The organism is Corynebacterium sp. p3-SID1056, assembly GCF_025152525.1.
In the GTDB taxonomy this organism is placed as follows: domain Bacteria; phylum Actinomycetota; class Actinomycetes; order Mycobacteriales; family Mycobacteriaceae; genus Corynebacterium.
In genome coordinates this window covers 80,840-95,984 of the sequence record NZ_JALXXL010000007.1, presented here as the reverse complement: position 1 = coordinate 95,984, position 15,145 = coordinate 80,840, and the positions used below count along the sequence as shown (strand labels likewise).

15 protein-coding genes are annotated in these 15,145 nt (G+C 65.1%); 3 read left to right on the top strand and 12 right to left on the bottom strand.

Annotated features, from left to right (window positions below):
* Window positions 1-12: 12 nt before the first annotated feature.
* The 3 genes from M3G14_RS07830 to M3G14_RS07820 all read right to left on the bottom strand — a co-directional run bounded on the left by M3G14_RS07830 (window position 13) and on the right by M3G14_RS07820 (window position 2,295).
* Window positions 13-1,083 (bottom strand): PHB depolymerase family esterase, encoded by a 1,071-nt coding sequence (locus tag M3G14_RS07830; protein WP_259925981.1) that lies wholly within the window; start codon window positions 1,081-1,083, stop codon window positions 13-15.
* Window positions 1,084-1,216: 133 nt separating this feature from the next.
* The gene (gene rpsT, locus M3G14_RS07825; protein ID WP_259925980.1) at window positions 1,217-1,480 is read right to left on the bottom strand and encodes a 30S ribosomal protein S20; all 264 of its coding nucleotides are present in this window, start codon (window positions 1,478-1,480) and stop codon (window positions 1,217-1,219) included.
* 209 nt (window positions 1,481-1,689) lie between these two features.
* On the bottom strand, window positions 1,690-2,295 hold the full coding sequence (locus M3G14_RS07820) for a type II toxin-antitoxin system PemK/MazF family toxin (protein WP_259925979.1): 606 nt from the start codon (window positions 2,293-2,295) through the stop codon (window positions 1,690-1,692).
* 100 nt (window positions 2,296-2,395) lie between these two features.
* Between M3G14_RS07820 and lepA the strand changes: the two genes are divergently transcribed.
* Window positions 2,396-4,252: a translation elongation factor 4 gene (lepA, locus tag M3G14_RS07815; protein WP_259925977.1), complete on the top strand. Its 1,857-nt coding sequence runs from the start codon at window positions 2,396-2,398 to the stop codon at window positions 4,250-4,252.
* Here lepA and M3G14_RS07810 read toward each other — a convergent pair.
* Window positions 4,236-4,949: a CPBP family intramembrane glutamic endopeptidase gene (locus tag M3G14_RS07810; protein ID WP_259925976.1), complete on the bottom strand. Its 714-nt coding sequence runs from the start codon at window positions 4,947-4,949 to the stop codon at window positions 4,236-4,238. The genes lepA and M3G14_RS07810 overlap by 17 nt on opposite strands.
* A complete protein-coding gene (locus tag M3G14_RS07805; RefSeq protein WP_259925974.1) occupies window positions 4,946-6,508 on the bottom strand; it encodes a type II CAAX prenyl endopeptidase Rce1 family protein in 1,563 nt (520 codons plus the stop codon). The genes M3G14_RS07810 and M3G14_RS07805 overlap by 4 nt, the downstream gene beginning before the upstream one ends.
* Here M3G14_RS07805 and M3G14_RS07800 point away from each other — a divergent pair.
* Entirely contained in the window at window positions 6,507-7,718 is a 1,212-nt protein-coding gene (locus M3G14_RS07800) for an alpha/beta fold hydrolase (RefSeq protein WP_259925973.1), read from the top strand. The two genes, M3G14_RS07805 and M3G14_RS07800, sit on opposite strands and share 2 nt — an antisense overlap.
* A 23-nt stretch (window positions 7,719-7,741) precedes the next feature.
* Window positions 7,742-7,879, top strand: coding sequence for a hypothetical protein (locus M3G14_RS07795; protein ID WP_259925971.1), 138 nt, complete (start codon window positions 7,742-7,744; stop codon window positions 7,877-7,879).
* Here the strand turns inward: M3G14_RS07795 and M3G14_RS07790 are convergent.
* Genes M3G14_RS07790 through M3G14_RS07760 form a run of 7 tightly spaced genes read right to left on the bottom strand, consistent with a single transcriptional unit; the run spans window position 7,876 to window position 15,143 of the window.
* Window positions 7,876-8,790, bottom strand: coding sequence for a ribokinase (locus M3G14_RS07790; RefSeq protein ID WP_259925970.1), 915 nt, complete (start codon window positions 8,788-8,790; stop codon window positions 7,876-7,878). The genes M3G14_RS07795 and M3G14_RS07790 overlap by 4 nt on opposite strands.
* Window positions 8,787-10,166, bottom strand: a complete 1,380-nt coding sequence (locus tag M3G14_RS07785) for an ABC transporter ATP-binding protein (protein ID WP_259925969.1) — start codon at window positions 10,164-10,166, stop codon at window positions 8,787-8,789. The genes M3G14_RS07790 and M3G14_RS07785 overlap by 4 nt, the downstream gene beginning before the upstream one ends.
* Complete coding sequence (locus M3G14_RS07780; protein WP_259925968.1) at window positions 10,163-10,948, bottom strand: ABC transporter permease; 786 nt, start codon at window positions 10,946-10,948, stop codon at window positions 10,163-10,165. The genes M3G14_RS07785 and M3G14_RS07780 overlap by 4 nt, the downstream gene beginning before the upstream one ends.
* Entirely contained in the window at window positions 10,945-11,880 is a 936-nt protein-coding gene (locus tag M3G14_RS07775) for an ABC transporter permease (RefSeq protein ID WP_259925967.1), read from the bottom strand. Before M3G14_RS07775 ends, M3G14_RS07780 begins: the two co-directional genes overlap by 4 nt.
* Window positions 11,881-11,883: 3 nt before the next feature.
* Window positions 11,884-13,359 carry an ABC transporter substrate-binding protein gene (locus tag M3G14_RS07770; RefSeq protein WP_259925966.1) on the bottom strand — a complete coding sequence of 492 codons (1,476 nt, stop codon included), beginning with the start codon at window positions 13,357-13,359 and terminating at the stop codon, window positions 11,884-11,886.
* Between the two features lie 32 nt (window positions 13,360-13,391).
* Window positions 13,392-14,147: a GntR family transcriptional regulator gene (locus M3G14_RS07765; protein WP_259925965.1), complete on the bottom strand. Its 756-nt coding sequence runs from the start codon at window positions 14,145-14,147 to the stop codon at window positions 13,392-13,394.
* A gap of 9 nt (window positions 14,148-14,156) precedes the next feature.
* Window positions 14,157-15,143 (bottom strand): LLM class flavin-dependent oxidoreductase, encoded by a 987-nt coding sequence (locus M3G14_RS07760; protein WP_259925964.1) that lies wholly within the window; start codon window positions 15,141-15,143, stop codon window positions 14,157-14,159.
* Window positions 15,144-15,145 lie beyond the last annotated feature (2 nt).

The following is a 15,145-nucleotide window of genomic DNA, read 5'->3' as shown; positions in this document are numbered from 1 at the left end:
CCTCCGCTGCCTCTATAGCTGCTGCATGACGAAGTCGACGGATTCCCTCGTCGCGTCTGGCCGTGTGAACCATGTGTGTGTCCCGCCATTGACTCGCACCAGGCGCGTCGGGGTAATGCACCCGATTGGCTCGATGGAAGTGGTGCTGAACAGACCACCGAATTCATGAGGCTCAGTGAAGCAGCCGTTCTTCCGACCAAAGGTGTCGAGCACACGAGTCACCGGCTGGTAAGTGCCGCCGTGGCGGGCGCCACCGTTGTAATCGATGATCTCGTCGCGGGTTCCGTGCATCAACAAGGTAGCAACGCTGCCGAAATCACAATTGCTTACTGTCGGATCGTAGTAAGCACCGGCCGCAGAAGCGATGGCCTTGACTGTGTCGGAGGCATGGCAACCAAGAGCCGCCGCCATGCCGCCGCCATTGGACAGCCCGATCGCGGCGACGCGGCTGCGGTCACCGCCGAAGTTCGCCTCGAGATCCGCAATGACCGCGCGTACGTAGGCGATGTCTTGGCGCAGGCTGGTCTTCGCGTATGGGGCGCCGGCCCACGCGTTGTCAATGCCCTGGCCGTAGACGATGATCGCATCGGTCGCGGCGTCTTCAAGCCGCAGGTAGCTGTGTGCCTTTTCTGCGGAGTGCTGCCAGCCACCGAAGCCGAAGATAATGGGGTAGGAGTTCCCCTCTGCGTACCCGGATGGCAAGACCAAGTTATAGGAACGGGTGCCACCGCCGACTTTGAGTGTGCGTTGCATCGTACCGTCGGAGGCGTAGCCCGAGTCGCGGCCACCGGGGCTTTCGCCAGCAGCTGCGTTACCGGCGTCCCCGCCCGGTGCGGCGGAGGAACCTTCGGTGCCGACAACGGGAAGTGCGATTCCGAGGATGACAACCAGTGCGAGAAGGGTGCCGATCCTTTGCGCGACGACTGGGTCGACGCCGGGGAGCTCCGGCACGAAGTCTTGCAGGGAAGCAGCGTGTGCTTCTTCGGTCAACGGGGCGTCCACAATCGCAGTGGAGCTAAGCGCCAGGCCGGCTGCGAAGGCAGCGGCGCACAATGCGCGCTGGTAACGACGAGGTTTCTTCACGAACGGGTATCGTAATCTAGTTGTGTGCTGATTACACTCCGGGGGTAGGCGTAAAAATAAATGCACCCGCCCTAGCCGTGAGGCTAGGGCGGGTGTGTTCAGCGCTCTCGCGCTGCCGGCGTGAGCAACGGCGTTACGCCATCTTGTTCAGCGCCTTTGCCATGTTGGACTTCTTGTTTGCCGCGCTGTTGCGGTGGAAGACGCCCTTGGTCACGGCCTTGTCCAGCTTGCGGGACGCAACACGCAGCTGTGCCTCAGCGGCAGCCTTGTCGCCGGACTCGACAGCCTCACGGAACTTACGGATTTCCGTGCGGGTAGCGGAGCGGACGGACTTGTTGCGCTGACGGCGCTTCTCGTTGGTGAGGACGCGCTTCTTCTGCTGCTTGATGTTTGCCATGATTTACCTCTTAGTCTTTCGTATTCGGATCGGTACTGTCGATCTTCACCGGAAAAGGGCGTCATCGTTTGACTGTGGCAACCGGGCGCGTGTGCGCCGTGGTTTACGCGGACCCAAGGTCCTGCCCGCGTCGTCAAACAGCCCCGAAAAATTCCGGGCGAGAACAACTCTTCCAAGGTAGCAGGGCGTGGCTGCGCGATTCAAATTGGCTATGCCCAGTCGAAACGGTCCCGCAGTCGGTTTGCCACGCGCTCGAAGCGGCGCTGCGGCACGATGGTGCCAGACCGGTGCAGATCGCTTTCGGGCACAATGAGCGTCTTGTCGAGTCGCACCCAGCACGGTTTCCCAGATTTATGCCATTCTCCTGCACCGATGCCAAGCCAGCGTTCATCGTTCGCGTGCTCGGACTCTGAGGAAATGAGGAGGCCGAGCACCTCGTTGCGCTCTCGCCCGACGACGAGCATGCTGCGTTGTCGTGGCGGATGTGAGGGCATGGTGACCCACACGACTTCGCCAGGTTCGGCATTGCCGTCCATGTCGGGTGCGTAGTAGATGTTGCGCGGCAAATGTGCAGTTGGCTTGACGGTGACGTAGGTTGCGGTGCGTGGCTCGTGTGCGGGGTTTCGCGTGCCAAGTCGTTCGTTGAGCAGTGCGAGGCCTTGGTCGAGGGAGGCGGTGCGTCGCTCTCGGCGGCTGCGTCGTTTGAGGACGCGGGAGGTTTTCGCCTTGAGCTTGCTGAGTGGTGCGAAGCTGCCTTGGCGTTTGACGAGGCGTGGCCCGTCGCCGCGCGTGCCGGCCTCTCGGTGTGATTCCACGTTGACGAACCTCCCGTTCGTGTTGCTCGACACTTTAGGCGCTTGGTGCGGGTGGGACAAGTGGTTGGGGGTGGGTTGGCCCCGGTAGGATGGTGAAACTATGGCTGCCACGACGAAGAATTTTGCGGAACAAACGTTTACCGATCCCTCACGGATCCGAAACTTCTGCATTATCGCTCACATTGACCACGGTAAATCCACGCTCGCGGATCGTATTTTGCAGCTGTCAAACGTGGTTGCTGCGCGCGAAATGCGCGACCAGTACCTCGACAATATGGACATCGAGCGCGAGCGCGGCATCACGATTAAGGCACAGAATGTGCGCCTACCGTGGAAGCCGACGTCGGGTGAGTTTGCGGGCCAGGACATCGTGTTGCAGATGATTGACACCCCTGGACACGTCGACTTTTCTTACGAGGTCTCGCGTTCGCTGGACGCGTGTGAAGGTGCGATCCTGCTTGTCGACGCGGCGCAGGGGATCGAGGCCCAGACCTTGGCCAACTTGTACATGGCCATGGAAAACGACCTCGAGATCGTTCCGGTGCTCAACAAGATTGACTTGCCTGCAGCGGACCCGGATAAGTACGCGAATGAGATTGCCCACATTATTGGCTGCGAGCCCGAAGAGGTATTGCGCGTCTCTGGCAAGACTGGTGAGGGCGTGCCAGAGCTGCTAGACAAGGTCGTCGAGCTGATCCCGGCTCCAACGTCGGAACACGGCGCAGACGCGCCGGCGCGAGCATTGATCTTTGACTCGGTCTACGACACGTACCGCGGCGTCGTGACGTACGTGCGCATGATGGACGGCAAGCTGGAGCCGAACCAGCGCGTGCAGATGATGAATACCGGCGTCCAGCACGAGATCCTTGAGATCGGCGTGGTCTCGCCCACGATGAAAAAGACGAAGGGTTTAGGGCCTGGTGAGGTCGGGTACCTGATCACAGGCGTGAAAGACGTGCGTGAGACCCGCGTGGGCGATACGGTCACCTGGGCCCAAAAAGGCGCGGATGAGCCACTCGATGGTTTCGAAGAGGTCAAGCCGATGGTGTACTCGGGCTTGTTCCCCGTGAGCCAAGAGGATTTCCCGGCCCTGCGCGAAAGCCTGGAGAAGTTGCAGCTCAATGACGCTTCGCTGACGTGGGAGCCGGAGACTTCGGTCGCCCTTGGTTTCGGGTTCCGCTGTGGTTTTTTGGGGCTGCTACACATGGAGATCACCCGTGATCGCCTTGAGCGCGAGTTTGACCTCGACCTGATTTCGACAGCGCCGTCGGTGACGTACCGTGTGATTGCCGAGGACGGCACTGAACACATGGTGCACAATCCTTCCGATTGGCCGGGCGGCAAACTGCAGCAGGTGTTTGAACCGGTGGTGAATATGACGATCATCGTGCCACAGGAATTCGTCGGTGCCACCATGGAGCTGTGCCAGTCCAAGCGCGGCCAGATGAAGAACATGGAGTACCTGTCTGAGGACCGCGTCGAGCTGCGGTACCTCATCCCGCTCGGCGAGATCATCTTCGACTTTTTCGACATGCTGAAGTCTCGCACCAAGGGCTACGCTTCGCTGAACTACGAGGACGCCGGGTGGCAGGAGGCGAACCTGGTCAAGGTGGATATCTTGTTGCAGGGCGATCCGGTGGATGCGTTTTCGGCGATTGTGCACCGGGATTCTGCGCAGTGGTACGGCAACAAGATGACGAAGAAGCTCAAGGAGCTCATCCCTCGCCAGCAGTTCGAGGTGCCGGTCCAGGCGGCGATTGGCTCGAAGATTATTGCGCGCGAGAACATCCGCGCGATGCGCAAGGACGTGCTGTCGAAGTGCTACGGCGGCGACATTTCGCGTAAGCGCAAGCTGCTGGAGAAGCAGAAGGCGGGCAAGAAGCGGATGAAGGCGATCGGTTCCGTCACGGTGCCACAGGAGGCATTCGTCGCGGCGCTGTCTACCGACGAGGACTAGTTACCCCAATCACGGCGGTCGCCACCACTGTGGCGACCGTCCCCCAGGGCCCCGTGCTTACCGACGCCCCCATCACCCACACGTTGCCCACAACGTGCAGCACCCACGCGGCCTCGACTCCGCCGGTGCGCCAAGTCAGCCACGCGGCACAGGCTGCGAAGACCGCAACATCAGCAAGCGTGCCTGTACTCCCCGTATGCAACGCGACGAAGCCGAGCGCCGGAAGGCCATAGGCGAGTGGTGCGGGAAGGCCCCCGAGGACCTGCGGCAACGCGGCGCGGAAAACCAGTTCTTCCGCCGCAGCCTGCAGCGCGACGACGCCGCACAGCACAGCAAACCTGTCCCAGCGCATCGCAGGGACTACTGATGCGGCGATGGAAGCGATGGCGTAGACGCACACTGACACGGCAAGTACTCGGGCGATGACGCCCCACCGGACACGCTCATCGACAGAAATGAGCGTGGCGGGGTGGTGGCCGGTGCACACGCGCGCCAGCGGGGCTGCGGGCAGCGTGGCGGCGAGGATGTACAGCGGCTCGAGCATCGGGTCAACCGTCCATATCCCGCGCGCGCTGGCAACTTGGATCCCGAACGCGGCAGCCACGCCGAAGGCGGTAGCGAAGATAATGAGGAGGGCGACTTCGCCGACGCACTTAGTCAGGCGGGTGGGGCCGGCGCGGTGGAAACCGGGGGTCATGGTTGCGTCGTCGCGGTGACGGTGACGTCGAGGCCGATCTCTGCGGATTCGCCTGGCGCGAGTATGACACCGTCCCGATTCGGGCCAAGCAGCGCTGGCTCGACGCAGACGAAGCTAGCCCAGTCGTCTGCGCCGAGGCTCTCGTCACGGGCGCACACGTCTGGGCCCGGGTTCCATACCACGACGTGGTCGGTGCCGTGTGCGCGCAGGGTGAGGGTACGGTGCGCGTCGGCAAGCGTGCATGGAGCGCTCGTTGCCACGACTCGGTCAACTTCCTCGCCGAACGCGATGGGCCCATCAACTGTGCGCGTGGCACCGGCGACCTTATCGTAATAGGACGCCCCTTCGAGCCCGGTGACGTTCGCCTGGGTAGCGTTGACTGCCCAGTACGGGTGCAGCGCGAGTTGGACGCGACGCGGTGCGTCGTCGAGGTTGTCGATGCGCAACGTGAATGAGGGGTCGGACGCTGTACACACGGTGTAGGTCAAACGTAAGTGGTCGTTGGTCAGCTCTGCGGTGGTCACGCCGTCCACCTGCGCAGTACGGACCCAGGGCAGCTGATTCGCCCAGCCGTGCAGCTGCGGACCGAGCGTTTGTGCGAACCAGGGAGCGACGACGGGGATGCCACCGTGGTCGGGATTTGCGGCGGACTGGAACAGCAGGTCGCCGGTCGGGTGCGGCAGGTGGCGCAGGTGAGCGTCGGTAGTTGGCATGGGAGCCACCTTACTGCCAACGATGAGCACTGCAATGAGCGCAAGAATGAACGCGCCGAGCTGCGCGAAGACAGGCAGCAGGATACGCGAGGAGTCCAGCGCGGTGATGCCGGAAAATCCTCCGTAGGCAACAGTGGCGTTATTGACTATGTGGAGCGCAGCCGCGAGCTCGATCCCGCCAGTGCGATGCACCAGTAATGAGGCGACGAGCGCGAAGACGATGATGGTGACCATGCCCCCGCCGCCTGTCGTGTGTCCGACCGCGAAAATCGGTACCGCGAGCAGATACGCTGGCCACGGAGAGCGCATCCACGCGCCGAAGCTTTGCACGAGTACGCCGCGAAAGAGGAGTTCTTCTGCCAGACATTGCAGCGGCAGCAGGGTCACGGTGATGGCGACGCACGAGAAAAACATTGCGTCCAGCGGTGCGGGTGGGGCGCCGAAGGCGAACGCGTCCACCAAAAGCGAGAGCAGGCCTGGTGCGGCAAAAACAGCGAGTGCGGGCAGGAAATAGCGGAACCGAAACCTCCGCTCAACCGACCACAGTGCGCGCACGTCGCGCCCAGATGCCCACGCGGCAACGAACGCCGCCGGGATGGTCATCGCGAGGGCTCCGAAGCCAAGCAGCAAAGACTGTGGGTCGGCGTCGGAGATTTTCCCGACGGCCTCTTTTCCATTGAGCAGAATGAAGGGAACAACCCACACCGCCTGCAACGCGACGAAGAGAAAAGCGGCGACTGCAATCTCCACCAACGGGCGCCACCAGCGATAAGGACGGTTACGGTCTCGGCGCGCGAGACGATGGTAGGCGGGGATCATGCGGGCAGTGTCTACTATCGCAGGCATGGAGTCAACTGTAGAGATCACCAGGGACCAATGGACAGTGTTCGCGCGCGTATTGGGCCAGCCCGACGCGCCTGCGCTGCTGTTCCTGCAAGGAGGGCCTGGATCCCCCGCACCGCGGCAGCATTTCGAATGGATCCACGCGGCGTTGCGCCGCGGCTTCCGCGTCGTGCTCTTAGACCAGCGCGGCACGGGCCGCTCCATGCGCATCGACGCTGCCGTGCCAGAGCTCATCACTGCCGACACGCTGGCGCAGTTGCGCGCACCGGAGATCATCAAGGACGCCGAAGCGATCCGCGAGGAGCTCGGTATCGCGCGCTGGGACGTGCTGGGCCAGTCCTTCGGCGGCTTCTGCCTGCTGCACTACCTTGCTGTCGCGCCGGAGCGGATCGGGTTGGCGATGTTTACGGGCGGGTTGGCGTCGATAAGCGAAGGGCCCGATGCGGTCTACGCGGCGACCTTTGCCAAACTTCGCGCTCGCCACCGCGCGTTCAACCTGGCGCTGCCGGAGGCCGAGCGGATGATCCGCGAGGTGTGCCGCCACCTCGCCAGCACTGAAGAATTGCTGCCCACCGGCGAGCGGCTCACCCCGCGCCGCTTCCGAACTCTTGGCATCGAGCTCGGACAAGAGGGCGGTTTTGCTTCACTCGCGAACCTTCTGGAGGCGCCGTTTCACCCCAACGGGCGGCTACGCACCGATTTTCTCGCCGAAGTCGGCCGCCGCGTGAGCTTCGCCGCACACCCGCTCTACGCCGCCATCCACGAATCCATCTACGGCGGCACCGTTCCGGGCGCAACCAACTGGTCCGCCGAGCGAGTGTCGCGCACCATCGCCGGCTTTGGCCCCGACGCCACGCCTGACGACGAAGAGTTCTACCTCACCGGCGAACACATCTTCAACTTCCAATTCGACGAGGACCCCGCGCTGCGCCCCTTCAAGGACGCGGCGAACACGCTGGCGGCCAAAGACGACTGGCCGAACCAATACGCGGGCATCGTCGACGGGGCCGCCGCGCACGACGCAGCGGGTGGGCGCCGCGTAGCCGCCGTGTACACAGACGACATCTACGTACCGAGGGAACTCTCGCTGGATACGGCGCACACGCTCGGCATCGAGGCGTGGGAGACAGCGCACTACCAGCACGATGGCCTGCGCAAGCACGGCGCCGCGGTGCTCGGACGGCTACTCGAGATCGCGGCGAGCATGCGCTAGGGAAGACGGGCTATGATCAAGGCATGCAACGACCGGTTCCCCGCGAACAATTGCAGCTGAGTGACGCAGAAGCTGCCGAGTTTGAGCAGTTAATCAGCGGCTTCGAGCGTGTTGAAGAACACGTACTCAACTGGGCGCTTATCCCGCAGATCTACAACTAGGCCTCCGGGAGGCGATCCGCGGCCGAGGGGTAGGAGGGCTGCGCCCCGGGCCGCTGCACACTAAAGGCGCCGACTCGTGCAGCAAACGCCGCTGCCTCGTCCAAGGAATCGCCCGCCACCAAACGGTGGCACAGCGCGCCCGCGAATGCGTCGCCCGCGCCGACGGTGTCCACAGCCTTCACCGACGGCGTTGCGACATGACGGAGCCCGTCCGCATCCGCGACCAGCGCGCCAGCCGCGCCGAGAGTGAGCACCACAGAGGGGAACCCGACGTCCAAGAGACGCTGGGCAAGCTCCTCTGGCTCGCCAGCGTCGTCGGCGCCGAGCTGCGCGAGGATCAGCCCCGCCTCGTGCTCATTGGCCAACAGCGGGTCGGCGCTCAACAGCGCCTCGCGAGGCACCTCGACCACTGGGGCGAGGTTGACCACGACGCGCCCGCCGGCAAGCGCAACCGCTTCGGCGAAACCTTCCGCCGGGATCTCGCCCTGCAGCAGGACGAGCTTTGCGGCTTCCACCGGCGCGCGGTGGGTGCGGACAAACGCGTCGTCCACCAGTGCGTTCGCGCCGGGCACGACGAGTACGGTGTTCTCGCCGTCGGCCGCGACCGTGATCACAGCCAGACCGGTGACCTCATCGACCTCCTCTACCTGGGTGAGGTCGACACCGGCAGCGCGCAACACCGCAGTGGCCGGTGCCGCGTTCGCGTCTTTACCGACCGCACCGACGAGCGCGACGCTCGCCCCCAATTTCGCCGCCGCGCACGCCTGGTTGGCGCCCTTCCCGCCAGCGGTGATCCCGCCCCCGGCACCCATGAGGGTTTCGCCGGGGTGGGGATGGCGCGGGACGTTGACGGTGAGGTCGGCGTTAATGGAGCCGACAACGACGATGTCAGCAGCAGATGAGTGGCTCATGCCTTCTCATCGTACGGAATGATCGCGTCGAGCAACGCTTGTGTGTACTCGTGCTGCGGGTTCGCCCAGATGTCCTCGGTGGCGCCGTGCTCGACGATGCGGCCGCGTTTCATGACCGCCAGACGCGGGCACAACTCGCGAGCGACCTGCAGGTCGTGCGTGACGAAGATGAGCGTGTGCTTACCGACGCTCTCGCGCAGCACATTGAGCACCTGATGCTGGATGGTGGCGTCGAGGGCGGAAACGGGTTCGTCGGCAAGCAGCAGCCGGGGGCGCGGGGCGGCAGCGCGCGCAATCGAAATGCGCTGGCGCTGGCCGCCGGAAAACTCGCGGGGGAGGCGATCGCCCATCCCACGAAGCCCGACCGCATCGAGTACGGCCTCGGCGGTGTCAGAGGACACGCCGGTTTCGCGGATGGAGTCGCGCACGCGCATCCGCGGATCGAGCGAGGAGTACGGGTCCTGGAACACCATCTGCAGTTGCTTTTCGGTGTGCACTTCGCCTGCGGACGGGGGGAGGAGGCCTGCGATGACGTGCAGCAGCGTGGTTTTCCCGGAACCGGAGCCGCCCACGATTGCGAGGCGCTCGCCTTCGCGGACGCGCAGGTTGATGTTGTCGAGGACGCGCGTGTTCCCGCGGTCGACGCACACGCCAGCCAGCTCGACTGCGGTCGCAGCGCCGGTGGAGCGCAGAGCGGGCGCTGGCGGGCCCGGCCGCGCCGCGGCCTCGAGCTGGCGTGCGTACGCGCTGTTGCCGTCGACGATGTGGCCACGGTGGAAGACGAGCGTGCGGTTGGTCATTCGGCGCACCACGGCGAGGTCGTGGGAAATAAACAACAGGCCCATCTCGCGCTCTGCGACCAACCGGTCGAGCAAATCGAGAATCTGCGCCTGCGTGGTCACGTCCAGGGCGGTGGTGGGCTCGTCGCAAATCAGCACGTCTGGGTCCTGCGACAGCGCCAGCGCGATGAGCACACGCTGGCGCTGCCCGCCTGAGAGCTGATGCGGATAGGCATCGGGCCGGTCGACGCCGACTTGGCGCAACAGCTTCTGCGGCACGAGGCGGCCGATTTTGGTCAGCGGATCAAGCGCAGTCATCGGCTCCTGGAACACCATCGCCACGCGGCTGCCGCGTACCTTGCGGCGGACACGGTCGCGCGTGCCCACCATCTGCACGCCATCGACGGTGATTGAGCCGCTGGCGGCGGGCATCCCCGGCGCGTCTGCCAGCCCCATGATGCTCAGGGCGGTGACTGATTTGCCGGAGCCGGATTCGCCGATGATACCGACGCGCTCGCCGCGCGCGACGCTGAATGAAACGTCGTGCACGATGCCGGGGACGGTGAGCCCGTCCACCACGATCACGGGTGCTGTCATGATGCGCTCCGATCGCCGATGAGGTTGAACCCGAGGACGGTCAGCGCGATGGCGCACCCGGGCCACAGTGCGAGATGCGGGGAGGTGGCCAGGTACGGCTGGGAGGCCTGCAGCATCCGCCCCCAGGAGGCGTACGGGGCGGGCGTGCCCATGCCGAGAAAGGACAGGCCCGCTTCGGCGAGGATGGCGAGCGCAAGCGCGGTCGAAATCTGCACTGTAATAATAGGGCCAATGTTAGGCAGCACGTGGCGCGCGGCGATCCGCCAGGCGGGCACGCCGCTTATCCGCGCGGCGAGGATATAGTCCTGGTGCATGATCTGCATGGTGCCGACGCGCGCGACGCGGACGAAACCGGGAATCCCGGCGATGCCGACGGCGGCGATCACCACCCACGTCGACGCCCCGAACACCGCCGTAAACACGATCGCAAGCAGGAGCGCGGGGAAGGCGAGCAAAAGGTCCGCGCCCGCCATGACCGCCCGCCCTGCGCCGCGCCGCATGCCGGCGAGCATGCCAAGCGGCACGCCGACGAGCGCGGAGAGGGCAACTGCGGCGCAGGCGACGGAAAGCGTGAAGCGGGCACCATGCATGATGCGTGAGGTGATGTCGCGGCCTAAGGCGTCGGTACCCATCCAGTGTTGCCAGCTCGGCCCGGCGAGGCGGGCGGCGGGGTCCGCGTGGAGCGGGTCGTAGGGGGTCCAGACAAGTGAGAGCAGTGCGGCGCAGGCGGCGAGGGCAATGAGCACCCAGCCGAGCGTGCGCACGGCGGATGAGCGGGTCATGCGCGCCTCCGGGTTCGCGGGTCGATTGCGGCGTAGCTGACATCGACCGCCAGGTTCACCAGGAGGGTGAAGGCGACGATGCACATCATGATGGCTTGGACTTGGGTGAGGTCGCGGTTGGCGACGGCGTCGAGAAGCAGGCTGCCCAGCCCCGGAATAGCGAAGACTCGCTCAATGACCACCGCCCCCACAACCAGCGCTGAGAGCTGCACGCCGGTGACGGTGAGCACGGGCAGCGCGGCGTTGCGCAGCGCGTGCCGCACAAGGGCAGCGCTTATCGACGCCCCGCTCGCCCGCGCGGTCCGCACGTAATCTTTGTCCAATTCTTCGGCAACCGCGGCGCGCACGTAACGGGTGAGAATTGACGCCTGCACCAGCGTGAGCGCCACCACCGGCAGCACTGCGTGCGCGGGCGTGCCCCAGCCGTTGGCCGGCAGCCACCCGAGCCGCACGGAAAACAGGGCGACGGCGAGGATGCCCACCAAAAACGAGGGCACCACGATGCCGACCTGGGTCAGCCCGTGCACCAACGCGGCGTCTGCGTGGCCGCGCCGACGCGCCAAGTACACGCCGAGCGGGATGGCAATGCAGAGGGAAACGCCCATCGCCACCAGCGTGAGCACGAGCGATACGCTCGCCCGCTCCGCAAGCTGGGGTCCAAGCGCAGTGCCGCTGGCCATGGAGATCCCGAAGTCGCCGGTAAGCATCCCGGTCACCCAGCTGAAATATTGCGTGAGAAGCGGGCGGTCCGTGCCAAGCCGGTGAGCGAGCTCGGCGACGTCGGCGTCGGTAGCGCTGACGCCGAGCGCGACGCGCGCCGGGTCGCCGGGCACCGCCCGCAGCAAAAGAAAGATGATGAGGCTGGCGGCGGCGAGCAACAACGCAAAGCGGGCGACGGCGCGGCCGACGCGCGCTGCAAACGTAGTGGGCATTGCCTAGGCTTCCTTCCGCGCGGGCGTTTTCTCGATCTTGGCCAGCTCGAGCGCATCGGTGACTACGTTCGGGTTGAGCCCGTGCACGCCGGGGGCGTACAGCACGACGTTGGGGGCGTTAGCCAAGGTGAGCGCGCCGGCGTCGGCCATGATGGTCTGGACTGCGGCCTCGCGGTCGCCGGCGGCGAGCGCAGCGCGCACGGCGGCGGAGTCGTAGCCGAGGTAGTAGTCGGGGTTGCCAAAGAGCATGCCCAGGTCCCGTGGCTCCACGTGTGCCACCAGCGAGGCTTGGTAGTTGTGCCCGTTGAGGACATCGTTGAGCCACACTGCGGGGAACTCAACGGTTTGGAGGCGAACGCGGAAGCCGACGTCGCTCAGCTGCGAGTAGATCAGCTCACTCGCCGTTTGTGCGTAGGCGAGATTCGGCACCGTGATGGTGACTTCGGGGGTGCGGCCGTCGAGAAGCTTGCGGGCGCGGTCCGGGTCGAAGGGGTAGAAGTTTTTGCCGGTGTACCAGGGGTCGGTGGGCGGGACGGGCGCGCCGCCGGTGTCGGTGGCCAGCCCGTTGTAAACGACGGCGTTGATCGCGTCGCGGTCGATGGCGTAGGCGGCGGCGCGGCGAACGTCTGGGTCGTCGAAGGGGGCTCGGTTGTTGTTCATGGAAAACAGGACCTCGCCGTTGGTGGTGCCGATGTCGACGGTGATGTCGTCGGGCAGGGCACCCAAAAGCTGCGGTGCCTGCATTGCCCAGACGACGTCGGCGTCGCCGGTGCGCAAGGCGTTCACGGCGGCGGTGGAGTCGTCGAAGTAGCGGATCGCGGCGTCACGTGCCACGGTGCCGCCCCAGTAATCATCGCGGGCGCGAAAGGTGATTGCCTCGCCGACGCGGAAGCTCGCAACCCGGTAGGGGCCGGTGCCGAGCGGGTCGGTCGACAGCCGGTCGATGCTTGCCGGGGCCATCATCGCGCCGGTGAGCGTGCCCATCGACCACAGCCAATCCGGGTCCGGGGCATGAAGCGTAACGACGAGCGTATGCGGGTCCACCGCGCGCGCCGTTTTCACCGCGTCCATCTGCTTTTTCAACCCGTTGGTCCAGTGCTGCGTGACGTAGTCGATGGAAAAGGCGGCAGTGTCAGCGCTGAACGGGGTGCCGTCGGAAAACGTGACGTCTTCGCGCAGGCGGAAGGTGTACTCGGTGCCGTCGGCGCTTTCTTCCCAGCTGGTGGCGAGGAAGGGCTGCGGGGTGCCGGTGTCGTCAATGCGCACGAGCGTTTCGTAGACGTTTCCCATCATCGCTTGCGGCACCGCGGCACCCCCGGTGGAGGTAAAGTCCAGGCTCGCGGGCGCCGCCTGGGTCGCCACCACCACGGTTTCGCGCGCGGGCGTGCCGTGATTGGGAGCGCACGCGCTCAAGAGCACGCCCGACGCGGCGAGCACCGTGCCTGCGATGCGCCGCCGGGTGTCTGTGGTTTTCGCCATGGTTGCACAGTGTAATTGGCGCTTAGCTGGGGTTACGAATCGATTTCGAACCAGAGTGGCGACGCATGCCCCCGTACGTTATTCAGCCCGATGGTTAGCGTGTCGGCGCGGTGGATCTGCACCGCAAATTCCACGGGCTCGCCGGCGTAGTCGTACACCCGCATCTCCGTCTGCATGACCGGCGTACCAGCGGCGATGCCGAGCGCAGAGGATTCCTGCTCAGTGGCGGCGCGGACGTTCAGGCAGCGGGAGAGATTATTGCAGTTGATGCCGTGGGCGACCAAGTGCCGGTGAATGGAATCCCGCGCCGGATCGAGGGGGCCAAGCGCCTCGGTGAGGCTTGGGTGAAAGTACAGTGACTCGAAAAGCAGTGGCGCGTCGTCCGCGGTCCGAGTCCGCCGCGTCACTATTGCCTCTGTCCCCGGTGCGACGCGCAGGGCGTCGGCGGCGTGTGCGGGCAGTGGCGCGCGGCCGAAAAAGTCGAGTATTTGGCCGGGCGCTTTGCCCATGTTGAGAATCCACGCCGTCGTCGACAAGATCTCTTCAAAAGATTCGGTGCGTGTATTCGACAGCACGAGTGAGCGGCGCCCACGGCCCGCAGAGATCAACCCCTCGGCGCGCAGCGTGGACATGGCTTGGCGCACTGTGCCGCGGGAAGTGTTGAACTGCGTGCACAGGTCGGCCTCCGAAGGCAGCGCGTCGCCGACCGGAATGCGACCCGCGAAGATCTCGTCTCGCAGGTACGCCGAAATTTCCTCGTGCTGTTGCGGAGGACGAAGTGGGTGCATCGTGGGTGCTTAGTTGTTCCAGTGCTCCGCCAGGATGTCCATGGAGGCCAGCACTTCCTCGTGGCTGGGAGCCTGCAGCGAGATCATCAGCTCGTCGGCGCCGGCATGGTCCTTGAACCACTCGAGGTATTCGCGCACCTGCTCGCCGGTCCCCTTGGCGGTGTAGCGAAGCATGTCGATGATTTGGCGCCCCTGGAAGGAGTTGACAACGGCGTCGAGTTGCTCGTCGTCAAGCACCTGGCCCCTCCTGCCAAGCATGGCGCGCACGCGGTTGCGGTGCACCAGCGCCGTTTGCCGCTCGGCGTCTTCTGCAGTGTCCGCGGCGGTGACGTTGACGGCGGCGACGCAGTAGGGCTCGGGGTAGCGGTCGGAGGGCTCGTAGTGCTCGCGGTAGTAGGCGGTGGCCTGCTCCAGGTGCTGCGGGGCGAAATGCGAGGCGAACGCGTACGGCAGGCCGAGCTTGGCGGCGAGCGAGGCACCAAACATGGAAGAGCCGAGGATAATCAGCGGCACATTGGTGTTAAAGCCGGGCATCGCGGTGACCCCGGGCAGCGGCGACTCGTTGGACAGCCAAGCCTGAAGCTCCACGACGTCCTGCGGGAAGTTCTCGGCCGCGCGGGGGTCGCGGCGCAGCGCCCGGCCGAGCGTTTGCTGGTCGGTGCCGGGCGCGCGTCCCAGGCCGAGGACGATTCGGCCGGGGTAGAGCTCCTCGAGCATGCCGAACTGCTCGGCGATGACATAGGGCGCGTGGTTGGGCAACATCACGCCGCCGGAGCCAAGCCGGATAGTGTTCGTCTTCGCGCCAATGTGCGCGATGAGCACGGCCGGAGTAGAGGAGACAATCGAGCCCATGTTGTGGTGCTCGGAATACCAGATACGCGAATACCCCAACGATTCCGCCTTCTGTGCGAAAGCCACGGAACGTTCCAGGGATTCGCTGACGGTTTCGTCGGGGTATCGGGTACAAAAATCAATGAGCGACAGCGGGCTATGCATGC